The following is a 21,130-nucleotide window of genomic DNA, read 5'->3' as shown; positions in this document are numbered from 1 at the left end:
CACCGGCGACCGGCCTACCGCCCGCACCAAGAGCCCCCGACCACCGGCAGCGCTCCACCGGCATTCGCCCCGCCAGCGCCGGCCGAGCGCATCGCAACCACCGGCACCGTACGGCAGCCCCGAAGGAGACACACACGTGAAGCGCCAGATCTTCGCCGCGGAACACGAGGCGTTCCGCGAGACCGTACGGACCTTCTTGGCCAAGGAGGTGCTGCCGCACTACGAGCGGTGGGAGCACAACGGCATCGTGGACCGTGACGCATGGCTGGCCGCCGGGCGGCAGGGGCTGCTCGGGCTCGCGGTGCCCGAGGAGTACGGGGGCGGCGGCAACGACGACTTTCGCTACAGTGCCGTGCTCGGCGAGGAGTTCACCCGCGCGGCGGCCCCCGGGCTCGCGCTCGGACTGCACAACGACATCATCGGCCCCTATCTGACCTCGCTGGGCACCGATGAGCAAAAGCGCCGCTGGCTGCCCGGGTTCTGTAGCGGCGAGATCATCACGGCCATCGCCATGACCGAGCCAGGGGCGGGCTCCGACCTCCAGGCCATCCGTACCAACGCCGAGGACAAGGGCGATCACTGGGTGCTCAACGGCTCCAAGACCTTCATCTCCAACGGCATCCTGGCCGACCTGGTGATCGTCGTCGCCAAGACCAACCCCGATGGCGGGGCGCACGGGCTGAGCCTGCTGGTCGTCGAGCGCGGCATGAGCGGATTCGAGCGGGGCCGTAACCTGGCGAAGATAGGCCAGAAGTCGCAGGACACCGCCGAGTTGTTCTTCAACGATGTAGTGGTGCCCAAGGAGAACCTGCTGGGTGAGCTGAACGGCGCGTTCATCCACCTGATGACCAATCTTGCCCAAGAACGCCTGAACATCGCGGTCGCCTCCATCGCCGGCGCCGAACACGTCCTGAAGATGACGATGGCGTACGTCAAGGAGCGCGAGGCGTTCGGACGGCCGCTCGCCAAGCTTCAGCACATCCGCTTCGAGATCGCCGAAATGGCCACCGAATGCGCCGTGACCCGCAGCTTCGTGGACCGCTGCATCGTCGATCACGACGCCGGCGAACTCGACGCGGCACACGCGTCGATGGCCAAGTGGTGGGCGAGCGAACTGCAAAAGCGCGTCACCGACCGTTGTCTTCAACTCTACGGCGGATACGGCTACATGACCGAGTACCCCATCGCCCGAGCCTTCACTGACGGGCGCATCCAGACCATCTACGGCGGCACCACCGAGATCATGAAGGAGATCATCGGCCGGTCCCTGCTCGCCTGACCGACAGCCCCCGGTGCGCGCGGACGCGCCGACTCCGGTGGCAGCCCCCGTCCGTACCGCACCTGAAAGGCTTCCGACGTGAGCACCGAAGCATACGTATACGACGCCATCCGCACCCCGCGTGGGCGCGGCAAGGCCAATGGCGCCCTGCACGGCACCAAGCCCATCGACCTGGTGGTCGGCCTCATCCACGAACTGCGCGCCCGCTTTCCGGACCTGGACCCGGCCGCCATCGACGACATCGTCCTCGGCGTCGTTGTCCCGCTCGGCGACCAGGGCTCCGACATCGCCAAGATCGCGGCGCTTGCGGCCGGACTGCCCGACACCGTGGGCGGCATCCAGGAGAACCGCTTTTGTGCCTCGGGTCTTGATGCGGTCAACCTGGCGGCGGCCAAGGTTCGCTCCGGCTGGGAGGACCTGGTCTTGGCGGGTGGCGTCGAGTCGATGTCCCGGGTCCCGATGGGGTCTGACGGCGGCGCTTGGTTCAACGACCCGATGACCAACCTGGACACCGGCTTCATCCCGCAGGGCATCAGTGCCGACCTCATCGCCACCGTCGAGGGCTTCTCCCGCTATGACGTGGACTCCTACGCGGCCCTGTCCCAGGAGCGGGCCGCCGAGGCGTGGAAGGACGGCCGCTTCGAGCGTTCCATCGTCCCCGTCCGGGACCGCAACGGCCTGGTCGTCCTCGACCACGACGAGCACATGCGCCCCGGCAGCACCGCTGAGTCGCTGGCCAAGCTCAAGCCGTCCTTCGCGGGCATCGGCGACATGGGTGGCTTCGACGCGGTGGCGCTCCAGAAGTACCACTGGGTCGAGGCGATCGACCACGTTCACCACGCGGGCAACTCTTCGGGCATCGTGGACGGTGCGGCGCTGGTCGCCATCGGCAGCCGCGAGGTGGGGGAGCGGTACGGGCTGACGCCGCGCGCCCGTATCGTCTCCGCTGCCGTCTCGGGCGCCGACACGACGATCATGCTCACCGGCCCCGCCCCCGCCTGCCGCAAGGCGCTCGCCAAGGCGGGCCTGACCATCGACGACATCGACCTGGTCGAGATCAACGAGGCGTTCGCCGCCGTTGTGCTGCGCTTCGTCAAGGACATGGGCCTGAGCCTGGACAAGGTCAACGTCAACGGCGGTGCCATCGCGCTCGGCCACCCGCTCGGCGCCACCGGCGCGATGCTGCTCGGCACCGTCGTGGACGAGTTGGAGCGGCGCGACCTGCGCTACGGCCTGGTCACGTTGTGCGTGGGCGGCGGCATGGGTGTTGCCACCGTCGTCGAACGCGTCTGACCGCCCGCAGCCAACCCTCACACGGAGACACACAGATGAGCACCGAGCCCACCACCATCCGCTGGGAACAGGACGAGACGGGCGTGGTCACCCTCGTCCTGGATGACCCGGACCAGTCGGCGAACACCATGAACGCCGCCTTCAAGGCATCCCTGGCCGTGGTAGCCGACCGACTTGAGGCCGAGCGCGAGTCCCTTCGCGGCATCATCGTCACCTCAGCCAAAAAGACCTTCTTCGCCGGCGGCGACCTGCGCGACCTGATCGCCGTCACCCCCGACCAGGCCCAGCAGGTCTTCGATGCGAGCCGCGAGCTCAAGCGCGACCTGCGCCGCATCGAAACCCTCGGCAAGCCGATCGTCGCGGCCATCAACGGTGCGGCCCTGGGCGGCGGTTACGAGATCGCCCTCGCCTGCCACCACCGCATCGCGCTGGAGGCATCGGGCAGCAAGATCGGGCTGCCCGAGGTGACCCTCGGACTGCTGCCCGGCGGTGGTGGCGTGGCGCGTTCCGTACGCCTCCTTGGCATCACCGACGCGCTGCTGAAGGTGCTGCTCCAGGGCACCCAGTACACCCCGGCCCGGGCCCTGGAGGCCGGCCTCATCCATGAGCTCGCCGCGGATCGGGACGAACTGCTCGCCAAGGCGCGGGCGTTCATCGACGAGCACCCCGAGTCGCAGCAGCCGTGGGACACCGACGGCTACAAGATCCCCGGCGGCACCCCCGCGCACCCCAAGTTCGCGGCCAACCTCCCGGCGTACCCGGCCAACCTCAGGAAGCAGCTCAACGGCGCCCACTACCCGGCGCCGCGCAACATCATGGCCGCCGCGGTCGAGGGCTCCCAGGTGGACTTCGAGACCGCGCAGACCATCGAGGCCCGGTACTTCACGGAGCTGGTCACCGGCCAGATCGCCAAGAACATGACGCAGGCGTTCTTCTTCGATCTCCAGGCCGTCAACTCCGGTGCCAATCGGCCAAAGGACGGCGAGCAACACACCGTGCGCAAGGTCGCGGTCCTCGGCGCGGGCATGATGGGCGCCGGCATCGCGTACTCCTGCGCCAAGGCCGGCATCGAGGTCGTACTCAAGGACGTCAGCCAGCAGGCCGCGGACCGGGGCAAGGGCTACTCCGAAAAGCTGTGCGCCAAGGCCGTATCGCGGGGCCGTACGACCCAGCACAAGGCGGACGCCCTGCTGGCCCGCATCACCCCGACCGCCGATCCGCAGGGCGTGGCCGGCTGCGACGCGGTGATCGAGGCGGTGTTCGAGGACACCTCGCTCAAGCACCAGGTCTTCCAGGAGATCCAGGGCATCGTCGAGCCGGACGCGCTGCTGTGCTCCAACACCTCCACGCTGCCCATCACCTCGCTGGCCGAGGGCGTCGAGCGACCGGTTGACTTCGTTGGCCTGCACTTCTTCTCGCCGGTGGACAAGATGCCGCTGGTGGAGATCATCAGGGGCGAGAAGACCGGCGATGCCGCACTGGCCCGCGCCTTCGACCTGGTCCGCCAGATCCACAAGACCCCGATCGTGGTCAACGACTCGCGTGGCTTCTTCACCTCGCGCGTCATCGGCCACTTCATCAACGAGGGTGTCTCGATGCTCGGTGAGGGCATCCCGGCGGCCACCATCGAGCAGGCAGCCGGCCAGGCGGGCTACCCGGCCAAGCTGCTGTCCTTGATGGACGAGTTGACCCTGACCCTGCCGCGCAAGATCCGCGAGGAGACCAAGCGTGCCGTCGAGGAGGCGGGCGGCGTCTGGCAGACGCACCCCGCCGAGGCGGTCATCGACCGGATGGTCCTGGAGTTCAACCGCCCAGGCCGCAGCGGTGGCGCCGGGTTCTACGAGTACGTGGACGGCAAGCGGGCCGGCCTGTGGCCGGGCCTGGGCGAGCACTTCGGCGCCGAAGGCGACGCAGGCGCCCCGTCGGTCCCCTTCGATGACCTCAAGGAGCGGATGCTGTTCGCCGAGGCGCTGGACACCGTGCGCTGCGTCGAGGAAGGCGTTTTGACCTCTGTTGCCGACGCCAACATCGGCTCCATCTTCGGCATCGGCTTCCCGGCCTGGACCGGCGGCGTACTCCAGTACATCAACGGCTACCAGGGCGGCCTGCCCGGCTTCATCACCCGCGCCCGCGAACTCCAGGCGACCTACGGAGACCGTTTCGCCCCGCCGGCCCTCCTGGTGGACAAGGCAAAGCGGGGCGAGAAGTTCAGCGACGAGTAACCACCCGGGGCGCAAGCCCTGTTCAGCGGGGACGGCCCGCGCTCCGCACGCGTGCGGGGCGCGGGCCGCTTCCGCGCTCGGGCCGCGGACCGGCTTCGCACAAGGACTGCGGGCAGGCGTGGCGCCGGCCGCAGGCGCGGCCGGTGGCCCCGGCGATGCGACGCGCTCCACCTCATGGCGCGGCCTGCCCCACCCCGTCCCTTACTCCGTCTCCCGCGCCCGCGGCCCCGAATCCGCTGGCGGGTAGCCCGCTCGCAACTCCTCCCGCAGCGACCGCTGGAACGCGGTCACCAGGGCCTGGACCACCATGGGCTGCATGTGGGCCGACAGCGACTTCATCGCGGCCACCTGCTCCGGGTCCGACTCGCGTTCCCGATAGGGCCCCCACACTTCGTCGCGGAAAAGGCGACTGAGCTCGCGCGCAGCGGCGCGGGCGTGGTCGAGGACCACCGTACGGGCCGACAGCACGGTCTCCAGCGAGATGGGCACATCGAGTAGCCGCACGCCCAGGTGCAAGATCGCGGGGTCCACGCGGAAGACGTCGGGGTCCGCGGTGCGTTCCAGTACGTCCATCGCGGCCAGCCGGTCGATGTCCTCATCGGCCAGCGCTCGCCCGGCCCGCCGCTCCAACTGGTCCCGGCCGGCCTCCTCGGCCACATCCGGCGTCCACGAGGCAACCAGCGCACGATGTATCGCCAGGTCGTGGGCGCTGATCTCGTCCGGCAGCTGCTGGAGATAGCGCTCGATCGCCGCCAGCGTCATGCCGTGGTGCTGCAACTCCTCGATCAGCGCCAGCCGAGACAGGTGCTCCGGTCCGTACCGGCCCACCCGGCGCGGCCCGATCTGCGGAGGCGGCAGCAAGCCCCGGGTGCCGTAGAACCGCACCGTACGCACCGTGACCCCGGCCCGAGCCGCCAACTCGTCGATGGTCAGGCCGAGCCTTTCGACAGCAACGTCATCGCGGGTAGCACCGTCGTTCCTGACAGCACCGTCATCCCCGGCACCTGCGACAGCGCTGACAGCACCGTCGTCCCCGACAGCGCCAACACTGCCCATCGCCCCCCGTCCGTTGCCGGCGTCGGGCGCGCCCCGCTCGTGGGGTGTGCCGGGTGCATAGGTCTCTTCGGGGTCGCTGGCGTCCGTGGTCGCCGGATGGGTCATCGGCTGCGCCTCGCTCTCTGGGCCACTCACGTACTGCTTGGTGGCCGATCATGGCTGATCGTGGCCGCACGCGCACTCGGCACGGAGTACATCTGAGTTCAACAGTATTGCTGTCTCACTGCTCCTGTGAAACCTTCCCCACGCGCAGTGCGTCCGGCACTCACTTGATCGGGCACATCTCAAGTGATCGAGTTCAAAACGGCGGTCGCCTCGGGAAAATCACTGGTGACGGCGAAGCCCAGGCATGAGGCTCGCACCGTGACACTTCACGAAGACGAGATCCCGGTGGATGAGGCAGTTATCCGCTCACTGCTGCGCGAACAGCGTCCGGAATGGGCCACCCTGCCCATCGCGCCGGCCGGTGCGGGCACCGACAACACGATGTACCGGCTGGGCGACCAACTGCTCATGCGGCTACCGCGTACCCCGCACAACGCGCAGGCCGTACGCAAAGAGCAGACATGGCTGCCGCGGATGGCGCCGCATCTTCCCTGTCGCATCCCGGAGCCGGTGCACGCCGGCACGCCGGGTTCCGCATTCCCGCTCGCCTGGTCGGTGTACCGCTGGATCGATGGCGATGAAGCCGGCCCGGGATCGGTCACGAACTGGGCCGCCTTCGGAAGCGACCTGGCGACGATCGTGCAGAGCCTGCATTCCATCCCCCTCATGGGAGCCACTCGCCAGGGCGGGCTCAGCTGGTACCGCGGAGGTGGCCTGCACGCTTGTGAGCGGTGGATCAGCGAGTGCTTCGACACCTGCCGAACGATCCAAGGCGGCCTCAATCTCGACATCGCGTATCTACAACACCTGTGGCAGAGCGCGCTCGCCCTGCCCGAGCCGTCCGCCCGCCACGGGTGGCTCCACGGAGACCTCAAACCCACCAACCTCCTGGTCCAGCGGGGGAAGCTGCACGCCGTCATCGACTTCGGAGGCCTGTCAGTCGGCTTTCCCGACGCCGAGCACTCGCCTGTGTGGGATCTTCCACCCAAGGCCCGACAGGCGTACTGGGACGCCATGAGCCTCGACGACGCGACATGGCTGCGTGCCCGGGCGTGGGCCATCGCTGTGGCAGTCAGCGGAGTGTCGTACTACTGGGGCACCTATCCCCTTTTCGTCAGCGAATGCCTGTCGCGTCTTCGCGCGATTGTGGAGGCTGGCGGCGAGCAGTGAACCAGTTGCGCATGTGGTGCTTTGGGCGCACTTCTTCTACGTGAATGATCTTCACCACTGCGTTCCAGGCCACGGCACGCCCTAGGGTCGGCGGGCCAGCAAGTGGGTGTCGAGGAAGCCCCGCTCGGAGGCCGGGTCGTGGAGCAACCGAGCCACCGTGACGAGCCCGGCCCCGGCCAGCAACTCGGCGAACCGCTCCACCGGCCAGCTATAGGCGGGCGTCACCTTGTGATCGAAGCGGACCGGCTCCGGTCCTTCGGTCCCGAAGAATGACACCAGGAGCAGGCCCCCCGGTGCCAGGACACGCATCTGTTCGGCGAGCAGCGCGGGCAGTTCCCCGGGTGGGGTATGGATCATCGAGTAGTGGGCCAGCACTCCGCCGAGCGCGCTGTCCTCGACCGGCAGGGCCTCCATGCGCGCTTCGTCGAACCGCAGCGCCGGATGGGCCCGCCGGGCGTGCTCGACCATGGCTGGGGAGAGATCGAGCCCGAAGGCATCGAGCCCCAAGTCGTGCAGCATGGCCGTCAGATGACCGGGCCCGCACCCGACGTCGGCTGCCCGCGGATTCCCCGTCCCGCGCACGAGCTCGGCGAAGGTGCCGATCATGTTCCGCGCGAACGGCTGCGTCTCCAACCGATCAGCGAACATCGACGCATACAGCTCAACGACCCCGTCGTAGGCCGTCCTGGTCTCATCCTGGTGTTCCACCACGGAAAGGAAGCTAACACCCGCGCCCTTCGCAGCCGTTGTCCGGCCCCCTAAGCACCGTTCCCCTGGGACTGATCGTTCCGTCACCTATCGAGAACACACTCCGTCAACTACGGTAAACAGTCGGTGAGCGACCAGTCGATGCCTCGACGCATTCGCCAACTATCGCGAATGGTCGCACTGCACTAGGAGGCGGCCTTGGCTCAGACCCTGCGACGTGCGGACCCTTCGCAAGACCTCACGCTCCCCGCCCTGTTGCTCCGTAACGCCGAGTGGTACGGGGATCTCCCCGCCCTTTCCTGGCGCGGGCCCGATGCCGCGTGGACCTCGATGACCTGGGCCGAGGCCCGTCAGGTGATCGTGGAGTTGGCGGCGGGCCTGGCCGGTGTCGGGGTGCGGCGCGGTGAGCGGGTGTTGCTGATGATGGCCAACCGGCCCGAGCACTGGCTGAGCGATCTGGCCGCGGTGCACCTGGGCGCGGTGCCGGTCTCGGTGTACGGCACGGCGGCGCCCGAGCAGATCGCGCACATCGTCCGGCACAGCGGCGCCCGGGTCGCGATCATCGATGGCGCCCGCGAGCTGGAGCGCTGGGGGCCGCTGCTGGTGAAGGAGGTGGGGCAGTTGGAGCGGCTGATCGTGGTGGACCCGATCGCAGCGGACGGCGCGTACCCGGTCATGTCGTACGCGGCGGTCCTTGCAGACGGCGTCCACCGACATGACCCCGGCAGCTTCGACCGCGAGTGGCGGCAGCTGCGCTCCAGTGACCCGGTGACCGTCGTCTACACCTCGGGGACCACCGGCGACCCCAAGGGAGTCGTCGCCACGCACCGGCAGGTGATCCGCAGCGGCGTCGGAATCGACCAGAAGTTCATCGTGCCCGCCCATGCGGCGCACATCTGTTACCTCCCCTTCGCGCACATCGCCGAACGCATGCTGGGCCTGTACCTGCCACTGCTGCGCGCCTCGCACGTCTACTTCTGCGGTGACCCGGGCGACCTGGCCGGCACCGTGCGCGACGTGCGGCCCGAGGAATTCTTCGGGGTGCCTCGGGTGTGGGAAAAGTTCACCGCGGCGGTACGCGGGGCGATCAGCCAGCTTCCGGCCCAGCGGCAGGCGGCAATCGAGGCGGCGAACGAGACCGCACGCTCCTGGGTGGCCTACCGGGAGCGGGCCGAGGAACCGCCCGAAGCGCTGACTACCGCGTACGCCGAGGCCAAGCGGGACGTCTTGGACCCACTCCTGCTGCTGATGGGGTTCGACCGGCTGGTGTGGGCGGTGAGCGCCGCCGCGCCGATGCCACAGGACGTGGTGCGGTTTTGGACCGGCTTCGGGGTCGTGATCCTTGATGCGTGGGGCATGTCGGAGACGACCGGCGTATGCACGCTCAACCATCACGCGGGGTTTAGGCTCGGCTCGGTCGGCCGCCCGATCGACGGCATCGAGGTGCGGATCGCCGCTGACGGCGAGATCGAGGTGCGGGGCGAGCTGGTGTGCGGCTACCTCCAGGAGGACGGCTCGGTGCAACCCCTCGGTGGCGCGACGGGCTGGTTCGGCACTGGCGATATGGGCAGCTTGGACGAGGACGGCTATCTGTACGTCACCGACCGCAAGAAGGAGTTGATCATCACTTCCACGGGCAAGAACGTCTCGCCCGTCCTGGTGGAGAACACGCTCAAGGAGCACCCGCTGATCGGCCAGGCACTGGTGTACGGCGACCGCCGCTCGTATCTGGTCGCACTCCTCGTACTCGACGTGGACACCGCCACGGTCTGGGCCGCTCGGCAGGGCATCGAGGCGGAGCCCGTCGCGCTGCCACAGCACCGGGCCGTGCTCGCTGAGATCGACCGTGCGGTGGCCGGCGCCAACAGCCGGCTCAACCGCACCGAGATGGTCAAGCGGTACCGGCTGCTCGACCGCGAGTGGGGACCCGAGACGGGAGAGCTCACCCCGTCGCTCAAACTGCGCCGTCGGGTGGTTCACGCCCGCTACGCAGAGGTGATCGCAGGGATGTACGAGATGTGAGATAACCCACGGTAAGTCCTGGTATGCGCCTGAGGATGTGAGACTGCGGCGGGTCGCTCGATCAGCGATCCGACAGCAGGAACCTTTTCACCGAAGGCGAGAGACACAGCTCGTGAGCAAGGAAGCCGTGCAGGACAGTACCCCGCAGCCATCCGGTGGGGCGCTCCAGGATGCGGGCGACGCGGGATACAGCAAGGATCTCAAGGCGCGCCATATCAACATGATCGCCATCGGCGGCGCGATTGGCACCGGTCTGTTCCTCGGGGCGGGTGGGCGTTTGGAGTCCGCGGGGCCTGCGCTGGCCATCGCCTACGCCGTGTGCGGACTCTTCGCCTTCTTCGTGGTCCGCGCGCTGGGTGAGATGGTCGTCTATCGGCCGTCCTCCGGCTCCTTCGTCTCCTACGCCCGCGAGTTCCTCGGTGAAAAAGGGGCGTACGTCGCGGGATGGATGTACGTGGTGAACTGGTCCACGACCGGCATCGCGGACATCACGGCCATCGCGCTCTACACGCACTACTGGAGCATGTTCAGCGACATCCCGCAGTGGGTCATGGCGCTGATCGCGCTGGCCGTGGTGTTGTCCCTCAACCTGATCTCGGTGAAGATCTTCGGCGAGTTGGAGTTCTGGTTCGCGATCATCAAGGTCGCGGCGCTGGTCATCTTCATGGCGATCGGCATCTTCTTGCTGGTCACCCAGCACGAGGTGGGCGGCGAGACCCCGGGCTTCAGCGTCATCAGCGACAACGGCGGCATCTTCCCCGCCGGCCTGCTGCCGGTCGTGGTGGTGTTGCAGGGCGTCGTCTTCGCGTACTCCGCTGTCGAACTGGTCGGCGTCACCGCGGGTGAGACCGCCGAGCCGGAAAAGATCGTGCCGCGGGCCGTCAACTCCATCATGTGGCGGGTCGGCATCTTCTACGTCGGGTCGGTCGTGCTGCTCGCGCTGCTGCTGCCATGGGACGGCTACAGCGACGGTGAGAGCCCGTTCGTCACCGTCCTGTCCAAGATCGGAGTCCCGGCGGCCGGCCATGTGATGAACCTGGTCGTGCTCACGGCCGCGATGTCCAGCCTCAACTCCGGCCTGTACTCCACCGGCCGCATCCTGCGCTCGATGGCCAAGGCCGGCTCGGCGCCCCGGTTCACCGGCCTCATGAACCGCCACCAGGTGCCCTACGGCGGCATCATGCTGACCTCTGCGGTGTGCGTGGTCGGCGTGGGCCTGAACTACGTCGTCCCTGGTAAGGCATTCGAGATCGTGATCAACATCGCGGCGCTCGGCATCATTGCCGCCTGGTCTTCGATCATGCTCTGCCACATCGTCTTCGTCCGCCGCGCCGAGGCCGGGCTGCTCACCCGACCCTCCTTCCAACTGCCCTTCTCGCCGTTCACCGAGATCATCACCATCGGATTCCTGGCCGGCGTGATCGTCTTGATGTGGTACGACGGCGGGGTCGGACGCGACACGGTCATGCTGATCCCGATCATCGTCGCGGCCCTGGTCGCGGGCTGGTTCGTCGTCCGCGGCAGGGTGCGCGAGGCCAGCGCGGCGAATGGCGGCCAGGCGGCCGATCTCAGGAAGTGACCGACGAGGCGCCACGGGCCCACGAACCGCGAGTTCACCCTCGGGTTCGTGGGCCGCGCCTCTTTCCGGCCTTGCCAGCGGCGGCCCTGCCAGCCGCAGCAGTGCGCCCAGGGCGTGACCAAGCGCGGTGCCGCCGACGAAAGCGTGGGCGTAACCGATGGGTCGTGCGACCACCCGACCTTCTTCCGGGTGTCCTCGCCCAACGCCGATCAAACCGCCGTCGCCGCCGCGCCGCCTACCTGCGGCGGCGCCAATCCCATGGATTTCGCATCGACGTGGTGAAGGACATCAAGCGGGACGACACCGACAACCAGTCCCTCGGCACGGCCATCCGCGATGCGTCGGGGCCCCAGGGCAGCGACGCGGTGGACGCGGCCGGGGTGCGCAATATGCTCCTCCGAATTGGTCAAAGCGGCCCACTTCCCGGGCTGAGCGGCCCCATCGCCTTCGACGCCAGGGGCAACCCGCAACACAAACCCATGGCCCTGGTCGAACTACGGCCCGAGCAGGAGCGGCGCTACACCTATCGGGAAACGGCGTGGGCGGGTGCGAAGCGGTAGGGCGGTCTCTCGGGCACCGTCGGGACCGGTCCCCGCGGTGCCTGTGAGACTGCCGATGCGCCAACGGGAACCACGCTGAGGGAGTCGCCCCCATGGACGTTCGCACGCTGTACCGCATGCCGGGCTCAGTGAAGTTCGGCCTGATCACGCTGTGGATTCAGGTCCTCATCATGGCGTTCGCCGGGTGGTTCATCCTGTCGGAGATCGATACCCGCCATGACCACGGGCAGAGCGTGCAGGGCGAGGGGGCCGTGCGGTCGATCGCCTATGGAATGTTCGTGTTGTGCGCCGCGCTGCTCGTCGCTAGCGGGTTGTTCTTTCGGCGTTCGCTGCTCGCCTGCAAACTGGTGTACGGCTACGAGGTCTTCACCGTCGTCATCGCCCTGCTGAGCATCGGAGTGGCCCTGGCCGCTGATGGCTTTGTGCTCGCTCAACTCGCCGCACTCGCGCTGCCCTTTGCGGTTTGTTGGGCCTTGGGCCAACAGAGTGCGGACGAGTGGTTTTCGGTGGGATGGTCCCCAGCCGACGAGGTGTGACACCGCGCCGCGCAGTCCCGGAAACGGCCGGCGCGCCGGCGTGGCGGGAAGCACCCGCCGCGCCGGCGCGCGGTGTTGACCTGGTGGGCCGGTGGCCCGGTGGCCGGGGTTACGGCCCTCGCGAGTCAGCGCGCAGGGCCCCCGTAGCGGTCAGTGCTGGCCGCAGTTGCAGCCGCCCGCACCATGGTCGTGCACGGAGTTCGTGGCCTCGATCTGCTTCCACGACTTGGGCTGCTTGAGCGGCGCCGACGAGGGAGCGGAGGAAGTAGCAGCCGACGGCTTGGTCGCGCGGGCGACCCCCGCGTCGTGTGCCGCGGGCGCAGCCGGCTTGGTGTCGGTGAACAGCCAGGTGTCAAAGAGCTCCGACAGCGGCTTGCCCGACGCCTTCTCCGCGAAGTGCACGAAGTCCTTCACCGAGGCGTTGCCGTGCTGGCGGGTGGTCGGCCACTCCTTGAGGATGGTGAAGAAGTCCTCGTCACCGATCTCGTTGCGGAGCGCCTGGATGGCCATGGCGCCCCGGTCGTAGACCGCGCCGTGGAACTGGTTCTGCGGGCCCGGGTCGCCCGGCTTGACGGTCCAGAACGGGTCATCGGCCGGGTGCTGGTCGTACGCGTACTGCGCCAACTCCTGCGCGGTGCCCTCGCCCTCCTTCTCCGACCACAGCCACTGGCTGTAGCGCGCGAAGCCCTCGTTGACCCAGATGTCCTTCCAGTCCTTGAGGGCGACGCTGTCGCCGTACCACTGGTGCGCCAACTCGTGCACGACGACCGAGACGTTGCTGCCGCGGTCGAACGCCTTCTTGCCGTAGAAGGGACGAGTCTGAGTCTCCAGCGCGTATCCCGCCGGCACGTTCGGCACATAGCCGCCGACCGAGTTGAACGGGTAGGTACCGAAGACGGTCTCCAGCCATTCGGTGACCTCGGTGGTGCGCTCGATGCTCGCCCGCGCCGCACCGTCGTTGACGCCCAGGTCCTTGCTGAAGGCGTTGATGACCGGCAGCCCGGATGCGGTGGTGTCCTTGGTGATGTCGAACTTGCCGATGGCGAGCGTGGTCAGGTACGTCGCCTGCGGTTTGTCCGAGCGCCAGTTGTAGCGGGTCCAGCCCAGCTTCGAACTCTCTGACAGCAGCACACCGTTGGATATGGCCTGGGTGCCGTCCGGCACGGAGACGGAGATGTCGTACGTGGCCTTGTCGGTGGGGTGGTCGTTGCCCGGGAACCACCAGGCGGAACCCTCGGGCTCCTGGGCGATGACCCCGCCATCGGGCGTACGGGCCCAGGCGGTGAAGCCATCGATCTTCAGGTCGGAGGGCTTGCCCGCATAGCGGACGACGACGGATATCTGCTTGCCCTTCGCCAGCGGCGTGGCCGGCGTGATCTCCAACTCGTGCTTGCCGGAGGTCGCGAACGATGCCTTCTTGCCGCCCACCCGCACCTCACTCACGGGGAGCCCGAAGTCGAGGTTGAAGCGAGAGAGGTCCTGGGTTGTCTTGGCTATCAGCGTCGCCGTGCCCTCAAGCAGGTCGGTCTTCGGCTGGTACTTCAGACGCAGGTCGTAGTGCGAAACGTCGTAACCACCGTTGCCGTTCGCCGGGTAGTAGCTGTCGCCGACGCCCGGGGCGCCCGGCGTGGGCTGCGCGGCCGATGCCGGGATCGCCAGCAGCAGGCAGGCGGCAGCCGCGCTCGGGGCGAGGAGTCTGTAACGCACGAGTCCTCCAACTCGGTCAGGCGAAACGATCGCTCCTGGTCAGGCAGAACGATCGGTTGGTCGGCTCGACCCTACGTACTGACGGTCCAAAGGGACATGTCCATGGCGCTCACTGTCACAAGATCGACATGAGTGAGTCAGTCGAAGACCGCTGTCGCATGGGGAAGATCTGGCACCCCGCCCTCTTCTGCCCGCGTGGTCACTCGCGCTACGGTCCGCCCGTGCTGAAACGTGCGCGGGGCACCCGCATCCAGTGGACGACGCTCATACTGGCGGTCGTGGCCGCCCTGATGGCCACGATCGCCACCCCGACCTCCGCTCAGGGCAGCAAGTCGCCCGGCGGCACGGTCACCGGCGAACTGAGCCGACCGGCCTACTCCTACGCGGACGCCATCCGCGAGTCCGTATGGGTGGACACCGGCCTTGACCTCGATCGGAACGGTAGGACCGATCGGGTGGCGGCCGACATCGTGCGCCCCAGCGAGGCAGCACGTGCGGGCCGCAAGGTTCCGGTCATCATGGACGCCAGCCCGTACTACTCCTGCTGCGGGCGCGGCAACGAGAGCCAGAAGAAGACCTACGACGCCTCCGGCAAACCCGTGCAATTCCCGATGCACTACGACAACTACTTCGTACCGCGCGGCTATGCGGCCGTCCTGGTGGACCTCGCCGGCACCAATCGTTCCGATGGCTGCGTGGACGTCGGTGGGCGCTCCGACATCATCTCGGCCAAGGCCGTGGTGCAGTGGCTGAACGGCGACGCCACCGCGTACACCAGCCGTACGGGCGGTACGAAGGCCACCGCGGACTGGACCACCGGCGCCACCGGCATGATCGGCAAGAGCTACGACGGCACGGTCGCCAACGGAGTCGCCGCCACCGGCGTCAAGGGCCTGAAGACCATCGTGCCGATCGGCGCCATCTCTTCTTGGTACGACTACTACTTCGCCAAGGGCGCCCCGTACCACAGCGGTGGCCCCGATGGTCTGGCCCGTGCGGTGGAGAGCCAGGAGGCCGCCGCTCGTTGCCGCGTGGTCAAGGACGAACTCGTCAAGGGCGCCCCGCGCACCGGTGACTGGACCAAGCTGTGGACCGAGCGCGATTACGTCCCGGACGCGAAGAACGTCAAGGCCAGCGTCCTGGCCGTACACGGCGGGCAGGACCTCAACGTCCGGATGAAGCACCTCGGCCAGTGGTGGGACGCTCTCGCCACCGCCGGCGTCGAGCGCAAGATCTGGCTTTCGCAGGCCGGTCACGTGGACCCGTTCGACCTGCGCCGCGAGCAGTGGGTGGACACCGCACACCGCTGGTTCGACCACTACCTACTCGGCGTTGACAACGGCATCGAGCGCGAGCCCATGGCCACCATCGAGCGCGAACCCGACCGGTGGACCACCGACGCGGTATGGCCCGCGGCCGGCACCGAGGCCACCACGCTACGGCCACGCAGCGGCGCCACCCCCGGCGTCGGCATTTTGGGCACCGAACCCGCCACCGCGGGCAGCACCGAGACGTTCACCGACGACCCGCGACTGAGCGAGGCCGACTGGGCCGCGCAGGTGGATGTGCGCACCGCCGCCAAGGCCGGGTTCACCACCCGCCCGCTCGCCAAGGACCTACGGCTTTCCGGGTCGGCCAAGGTGACGGTCACCGCGACTCCCAGCACCCGTACGGCCCACCTCTCGGCTGTACTGGTGGACGTGGGGCCCGACACGATCCGTAACTACACGGGTGCGGGGGAAGGCATTTCCACGCTGTCCACCCGTAGTTGCTGGGGCGAGAGCAGGCCGGGCGACAGCGCCTGCTTCCTGGACACCGGGGCCGACACCCGACGCGTGAACTACACCATCTTCAGCCGCGGCTGGGCCGACCTCGGCAACTATGCCGATGACCACATCGGCCGGCCGCTCACTCCGGGCAAGCCGCACACCATCACCTTGGACCTGGCCGCGAGCGACCACGTGGTCAAGGCCGGGCACCGGCTCGCTCTCATCGTCGCGGGCACCGACCGCGGGCTGATCAGCGCGCCGAACAGTCAGCCAAAGCTCACCCTCGACCTGGCCCGCACCAGCGCCGAACTGCCCCTGGTAGGCGGCGCACCGGCGCTCGTCCAGCGCTCGGGCGGCCAAGCGCACAGCGGCCCGAGCGCGCCGCTCACCTCGGTGCCCGCGCCCGGGCTCATCGACCGGCTGCCGACCGGGTCCGACCACCGGACATCGGGTCGCCGCGCGTGACGACGGCATAACACCAGGCCACCGGGGGTCTACCGACCGGCCCCCGGCAGGTCGCACAGTTCAAGCGGCGGGACTGTGTTCCGTGGTAAGGGGTAGCGAGCAACAGAAACGTTCGTTAGTTACTCCTTAAAGGAAAGGTCGCCGCGTGTCGGAGAACCAACAGGAGAAGGGCGGTCGGGGCGACTCGACCGTGCCGGCCAGCGTGCCGGGCAGCCCACACCAGACGAAACCACCACAGACCGACCGTGTGGTCTTCGGGGTGACGGCCGTCCTCACGCTCGCGTTCGTCACCTGGGGTGCGATCGCTACCGACGCGTTGCAGGACATCTCATCCGATCTCCTCACGAAACTCATCCACCACGGTGGTTGGGCCTTCATGCTGGCCGCATCGGGCTTCGTGGTGTTCGCGCTGTGGCTGGCCATGAGCCGCTACGGCAAGATCACGCTGGGCCAGGAGGGGGAGAAACCGGAGTTCCGTACCGTCTCCTGGGTCGCGATGATGTTCAGCGCGGGCATGGGCATCGGGCTGATGTTCTACGGCGTCAGCGAACCGATGTCGCACTTCATCGACGCGCCACCAGGCACCAATAACGCGAACGACTACGAGGCCATGCAGACCTCGATGGCCACCACGCTCTTCCACTGGACACTGCATCCGTGGGCCATCTACGCGGTGGTGGGCCTCGCCATCGCGTACAGCACCTTCCGGCGCGGGCGCCGGCAGACGATCAGCGCCGTGTTCACCCCGCTGATCGGCAAGCGGCACGCCAACGGCACGCCGGGCCGCATCATCGACATCCTGGCCATCTTCGCCACTCTCTTCGGCTCCGCCGCATCGCTGGGCCTAGGCGCCGTGCAGATCGGCAGCGGCATAGAGAAACTGGATTGGATGAACGACGCGGGCACCGGATTGCTCGTCGCCATCATCGCGGTGCTCACGGTCGCCTTCATCGCCTCTGCCGTGTCCGGCATCGCCAAGGGCATCCAGTGGCTGTCGAACATCAACATGGTGTTGGCGCTCGCGTTGGCGATCTTCGTCTTCGTGGCCGGGCCGACCATCGTGATCCTCGACATGCTGCCCACGTCCATGGGCGCCTACCTCGGCGACCTGCCGCAGTTGGTGGGCCGTACCGAGGCCACCGGCGGCCAGTCCGTCGCCGACTGGCTCGGTTCCTGGACGGTCTTCTACTGGGCCTGGTGGATCTCTTGGACGCCGTTCGTCGGCATGTTCATCGCACGGATCAGCCGGGGCCGTACCATCCGGCAGTTCGTCGGCGGGGTGATCCTGGTTCCCAGCTCCGTCTCCCTGCTGTGGTTCGCCATCTTCGGCAGCTCGGCGATGAAGCTTCAGTCCGCTGACAAACTGGGTACCGACACCTCGCCCGAGGGTCGGCTCTTTGACGTACTCGACCAGTACCCGATGGCGACCGTGACCAGCATCCTGGTGATGGTCCTGGTCGGCATCTTCTTCGTCTCCGGCGCGGACGCGGCCTCCATCGTGATGGGGACGCTCTCCCAAAAGGGCTCCTTCGAGCCCACCAAGCTCGTCGTCATCTTCTGGGGCGTGGTGACCGGCGCCGTGGCGGCCGTCATGTTGATGGTCGGCGAAGGCGGCTCGGACGTACTGACCGGACTGCAAAACCTGACCATCCTGGTAGCCGCGCCCTTTGTCCTGGTCATGGTCGGCATGTGTGTGGCACTCATGCGCGATCTGCGGCACGACCCGCTCATCGTGCGTGGTGAGAGGGGCGAGGAGGCCGTGGAGATGGCGGTCATCGCCGGTCATGAGAAGTACGCGGGCGACTTCGAGATCCAGATCATGCCCGGCTCCGGGGCCACCGAGGTCGATGAGGCGGAGCCCGTGAGCAAGAAGTAGCACGTGCTGGCTGTGGCCACGGTGCTGACTGCGTCTGCCATGGCCGCCGGCGTTGGCCGATCGCCCGCCCCGCACGGAGGCGAGGGGCGCGATCAGCCGTTACGGCCCGTATGCCGTCCGGCTGCTGTAGCTGAGTGAGGGGCTTCGCGCACTGCGGTGCGCGAAGCCCCTCAGCCGTCTTTCGGGGACGCTCAGTTACTGATCTCAGCTACCGACCACAATCACCGATCCCCATGACCGGGGAGCCGTCCGGTCGGCCCGTGCGGTCGGCCCACCCCTGTGCACTGGCTCCTTGCACCGTCGCGTGATCAGCCGCTCAGTGCCCGCACTGTGCTGCGCGCAGCGCTCGCTACCGGGCGCCGCGCATCGGGCCGGCGCCGAGCGGGTGGCCCTTCCGCGGTCACCGAGCGGAACGCCACCGCGAGCGCGTCCCGCCAGTGCCGCGGCGGCGTCAGCCCCGCCTCCTCCCACCGAGCATGGCCGAGTACGCTCCACGCCGGGCGCTGCGCCGGCCTGTTGAAGCTGGCGCTGTCCACCGGCAGCACCCGGTCCGGGTCGGCGCCGCACATCCGGAACACCTCTCTGGCCAGGTCGTACCAGGTGGTGCGGCCCCCGCAGGTGGCATGGAAGATCCCGGCCGCCTGCGAGGCGGGTAGCCGCCCGAGTGCGAGGAGGCGACCGGCCACGTCCTTGGTCCAGGTGGGCTGACCATGCTGGTCGTGCGCAACAGCCAAGGTGGTGTCGCCCGCCGCGGCTTGCGCGGCCATGGTGCGGATGACGTTGCGGCCGTGCGCCCCGTAGAGCCACGCCGTACGCACCACGGTCCCCGTACGCGGCAACTCTTCGAGCACCGCGCGCTCGCCGGCGAGTCGGGTGCGGCCGTAGGCGGTGCGGGGCCCGGGGCGAGCGGTCTCGTCGTAGGGCATGGTGGACCGGCCGGGGAAGACGTAGTCGGATGAGACGTGCAGCAACCGGGAGCCTGTCGTGGCGCAGGCGCGGGCCAGGCTGCGCACCGCGTCGCCGTTGACCCGCAGGGCCGCGGCCTCGTGGGACTCGGCGCCGTCTACGTCGGTCCAGGCCGCGCAGTTGACGACCACCGCGGGCCGGGTGCGCCGCACGGCGCGGGCCACCGCCTCGGTGTCCGTCAGATCCAGGTCGGCATGGGTCAGGGGGAGCGCGGGTACGGACGCCGCGGCCAGTCGGGCGCGCAACTCGCGGCCGAGCAGGCCCCCCGCCCCGGTGATCAGCCAACCGTTCATCGGACTGCCTCCTGCTGCTCGCGCCGTTCTCGTTGCTGACGTCGTTCTCGTTGCTCGGGCCGGCCCCGCTGCCACCAGGTGGGGTGGTCGCGGTACCACTCGATGGTCTCGGCGAGTCCGTCCTCGAAGGAATGCCGTGGCGCGTAACCGAGTTCGGTACGGATCTTTGCCCAGTTAGCCGCGTAGCGCGGGCGTGCTCCTGGGGGCGGCGCCGAGTCGATGGCGTGTCCGACGCGGCCCCGGTCCGCGTCGAGCGCCGTGAGCAGCCGGTCGGTGAGCTGCTTGCTGGTCAATTCGGGGCCGCCGCCGATGTTGTAGACCTCTCCCGGCCTGCCGCCGTCGAGCACCAGGCGGATGGCCCGGCAATGATCATCGACGTGCAGCCATTCCCTGGTGGGCAGGGCCGGGCCCGAGGGTGGGAGGCCGCGGCCGGCGAGCAGTCGGGTGACGAACCGCGGAATAGTGCGCTCCAAGGACTGGTAGGGCCCGTAGGTGGCGGAGCAGCGGGTCACGCGCACATCGAGGCCGTGCGTGCGATGACAGGCGAGCGCCAACAGATCGGCCCCGGCCTTGGACGCGGCATAGGGCGTGGCCGGGGCGAGTGCCTCGGACTCCTTCCACGAACCGGCGGGGATCGCCCCGTAGACCTCGTCGGTGGACACGTGCACGAAGCGCTGGACACCGTGTCGTACGGCCGCGTCGAGAAGCGTTTGGGTGCCGAGCACATTGGTGGCGGCGTACGCGGACTCGTTCGCGGCTGGTAGGTCCGCGGCCGGCAGGTCCGTGGCCGACTCGGCCGCGAAGTGCACGACCATCTCGTGGTGCCGGGCCAACGCGTCGATCAGCGCCAGGTCGCGGGTGGTGCCCTGGACGAACTCCAGGCACGGATGGTCCTCGACCGGCCACAGATTGGCCCGGTCGCCAGTGGGGGAGAGGGCGTCGAGGACGGTGACGGCGAGATCGCCGCCAGGGCCTGCCGGGCCGAGCAGGGTACGGACGAAGTGGGAGCCGATGAATCCGGCCCCGCCGGTGACGAGGATTCGCATGGGGATTCCGGGGGGTTGGGGACTGGGGGACGGGTGGTGCGAGCGGTAGCGCACCCGTGGGGCGGCGCGTACGGGCGAGGTGACGTGGGCGCTGAGAGCGGGGGCACGCTGTGCGGCGCCAGGTGAACGGACTAGCGAGTGGGCGTGGCTGACGCTGAGGGATCTGGCCCGCAGGGAACTGCGCTGGAGGAACTGGTCCGCGAAGGGGAGCCGAGTCGGGGCGACTGGCCTGGGGATGTTGTTGAGCTGCACGGCACATGGTTAGCTTAGGCTTACCTAAGTAGGTGCTCGCCACCTTCGATGTGTGACCTCACCCACAATCATCCCTCTATGTGCCCCTATGCCGACTGTTGTAACGCGCCGCGCCGGCGCCGAAGATGACGGCATGTGGGGACGGAAGCGCAGGTAGCCGATGTGTGTCCTGTCCGCCGGTCGCTCCCGTGACGGCTCGCCCTTCCCGGTGATCCCGCCGTCCCGG

15 protein-coding genes are annotated in these 21,130 nt (G+C 68.4%); 10 read left to right on the top strand and 5 right to left on the bottom strand.

Annotation, left to right across the window (positions count from 1 at the left end; translation table 11 throughout):
* Positions 1–136 precede the first annotated feature (136 nt).
* The 3 genes from FHS42_RS20780 to FHS42_RS20770 all read left to right on the top strand — a co-directional run bounded on the left by FHS42_RS20780 (position 137) and on the right by FHS42_RS20770 (position 4,794).
* Positions 137–1,279 carry an acyl-CoA dehydrogenase family protein gene (locus FHS42_RS20780; protein WP_184574116.1) on the top strand — a complete coding sequence of 381 codons (1,143 nt, stop codon included), beginning with the start codon at positions 137–139 and terminating at the stop codon, positions 1,277–1,279.
* Between the two features lie 78 nt (positions 1,280–1,357).
* On the top strand, positions 1,358–2,572 hold the full coding sequence (locus FHS42_RS20775; protein ID WP_184574114.1) for an acetyl-CoA C-acetyltransferase: 1,215 nt from the start codon (positions 1,358–1,360) through the stop codon (positions 2,570–2,572).
* Positions 2,573–2,607: 35 nt separating this feature from the next.
* The gene (locus FHS42_RS20770) at positions 2,608–4,794 is read left to right on the top strand and encodes a 3-hydroxyacyl-CoA dehydrogenase NAD-binding domain-containing protein (RefSeq protein ID WP_184574112.1); all 2,187 of its coding nucleotides are present in this window, start codon (positions 2,608–2,610) and stop codon (positions 4,792–4,794) included.
* Between the two features lie 201 nt (positions 4,795–4,995).
* Here the strand turns inward: FHS42_RS20770 and FHS42_RS20765 are convergent, their stop codons facing one another.
* Entirely contained in the window at positions 4,996–5,727 is a 732-nt protein-coding gene (locus FHS42_RS20765; RefSeq protein WP_246495148.1) for a MerR family transcriptional regulator, read from the bottom strand.
* Positions 5,728–6,213: 486 nt separating this feature from the next.
* On the opposite strand from FHS42_RS20765, the gene FHS42_RS20760 reads away from it, so the two are divergent.
* Positions 6,214–7,125, top strand: a complete 912-nt coding sequence (locus FHS42_RS20760) for an aminoglycoside phosphotransferase family protein (RefSeq protein ID WP_184574110.1) — start codon at positions 6,214–6,216, stop codon at positions 7,123–7,125.
* Between the two features lie 81 nt (positions 7,126–7,206).
* Here the strand turns inward: FHS42_RS20760 and FHS42_RS20755 are convergent, their stop codons facing one another.
* Positions 7,207–7,836 carry a class I SAM-dependent methyltransferase gene (locus tag FHS42_RS20755; protein WP_184574108.1) on the bottom strand — a complete coding sequence of 210 codons (630 nt, stop codon included), beginning with the start codon at positions 7,834–7,836 and terminating at the stop codon, positions 7,207–7,209.
* Between the two features lie 195 nt (positions 7,837–8,031).
* On the opposite strand from FHS42_RS20755, the gene FHS42_RS20750 reads away from it, so the two are divergent.
* The 4 genes from FHS42_RS20750 (at position 8,032) to FHS42_RS20735 (ending at position 12,530) form a co-directional block, all read left to right on the top strand.
* Complete coding sequence (locus FHS42_RS20750; protein WP_184574106.1) at positions 8,032–9,855, top strand: AMP-dependent synthetase/ligase; 1,824 nt, start codon at positions 8,032–8,034, stop codon at positions 9,853–9,855.
* Between the two features lie 112 nt (positions 9,856–9,967).
* Complete coding sequence (locus FHS42_RS20745) at positions 9,968–11,434, top strand: amino acid permease (protein WP_184574104.1); 1,467 nt, start codon at positions 9,968–9,970, stop codon at positions 11,432–11,434.
* A gap of 275 nt (positions 11,435–11,709) precedes the next feature.
* A complete protein-coding gene (locus FHS42_RS20740; protein ID WP_184574103.1) occupies positions 11,710–11,994 on the top strand; it encodes a hypothetical protein in 285 nt (94 codons plus the stop codon).
* Positions 11,995–12,086: 92 nt separating this feature from the next.
* A complete protein-coding gene (locus tag FHS42_RS20735) occupies positions 12,087–12,530 on the top strand; it encodes a hypothetical protein (RefSeq protein WP_184574101.1) in 444 nt (147 codons plus the stop codon).
* 150 nt (positions 12,531–12,680) lie between these two features.
* Here the strand turns inward: FHS42_RS20735 and FHS42_RS20730 are convergent, their stop codons facing one another.
* Positions 12,681–14,237, bottom strand: a complete 1,557-nt coding sequence (locus tag FHS42_RS20730) for a M1 family metallopeptidase (RefSeq protein WP_184574099.1) — start codon at positions 14,235–14,237, stop codon at positions 12,681–12,683.
* A gap of 221 nt (positions 14,238–14,458) precedes the next feature.
* Here FHS42_RS20730 and FHS42_RS20725 point away from each other — a divergent pair, with 221 nt between their 5' ends.
* Both FHS42_RS20725 and FHS42_RS20720 read left to right on the top strand, forming a co-directional pair.
* A complete protein-coding gene (locus tag FHS42_RS20725) occupies positions 14,459–16,471 on the top strand; it encodes a Xaa-Pro dipeptidyl-peptidase (protein WP_376772649.1) in 2,013 nt (670 codons plus the stop codon).
* A 190-nt stretch (positions 16,472–16,661) separates the two neighbouring features.
* Positions 16,662–18,347: a BCCT family transporter gene (locus FHS42_RS20720; protein WP_312866979.1), complete on the top strand. Its 1,686-nt coding sequence runs from the start codon at positions 16,662–16,664 to the stop codon at positions 18,345–18,347.
* Positions 18,348–18,655: 308 nt separating this feature from the next.
* On the opposite strand, the gene rfbD is transcribed toward FHS42_RS20720, so the two are convergent.
* Positions 18,656–19,606, bottom strand: a complete 951-nt coding sequence (gene rfbD, locus FHS42_RS20715; RefSeq protein ID WP_184574095.1) for a dTDP-4-dehydrorhamnose reductase — start codon at positions 19,604–19,606, stop codon at positions 18,656–18,658.
* The gene (locus FHS42_RS20710) at positions 19,603–20,652 is read right to left on the bottom strand and encodes a dTDP-glucose 4,6-dehydratase (protein WP_184574093.1); all 1,050 of its coding nucleotides are present in this window, start codon (positions 20,650–20,652) and stop codon (positions 19,603–19,605) included. The genes rfbD and FHS42_RS20710 overlap by 4 nt, the downstream gene beginning before the upstream one ends.
* Positions 20,653–21,130: the final 478 nt, after the last annotated feature.

The organism is Streptomyces zagrosensis (genome assembly GCF_014203645.1).
GTDB classification, from domain to species: domain Bacteria; phylum Actinomycetota; class Actinomycetes; order Streptomycetales; family Streptomycetaceae; genus Streptomyces; species Streptomyces zagrosensis.
Note: the sequence above shows the minus strand (reverse complement) of the source record. Positions and strands in the feature narration are given on the sequence as shown.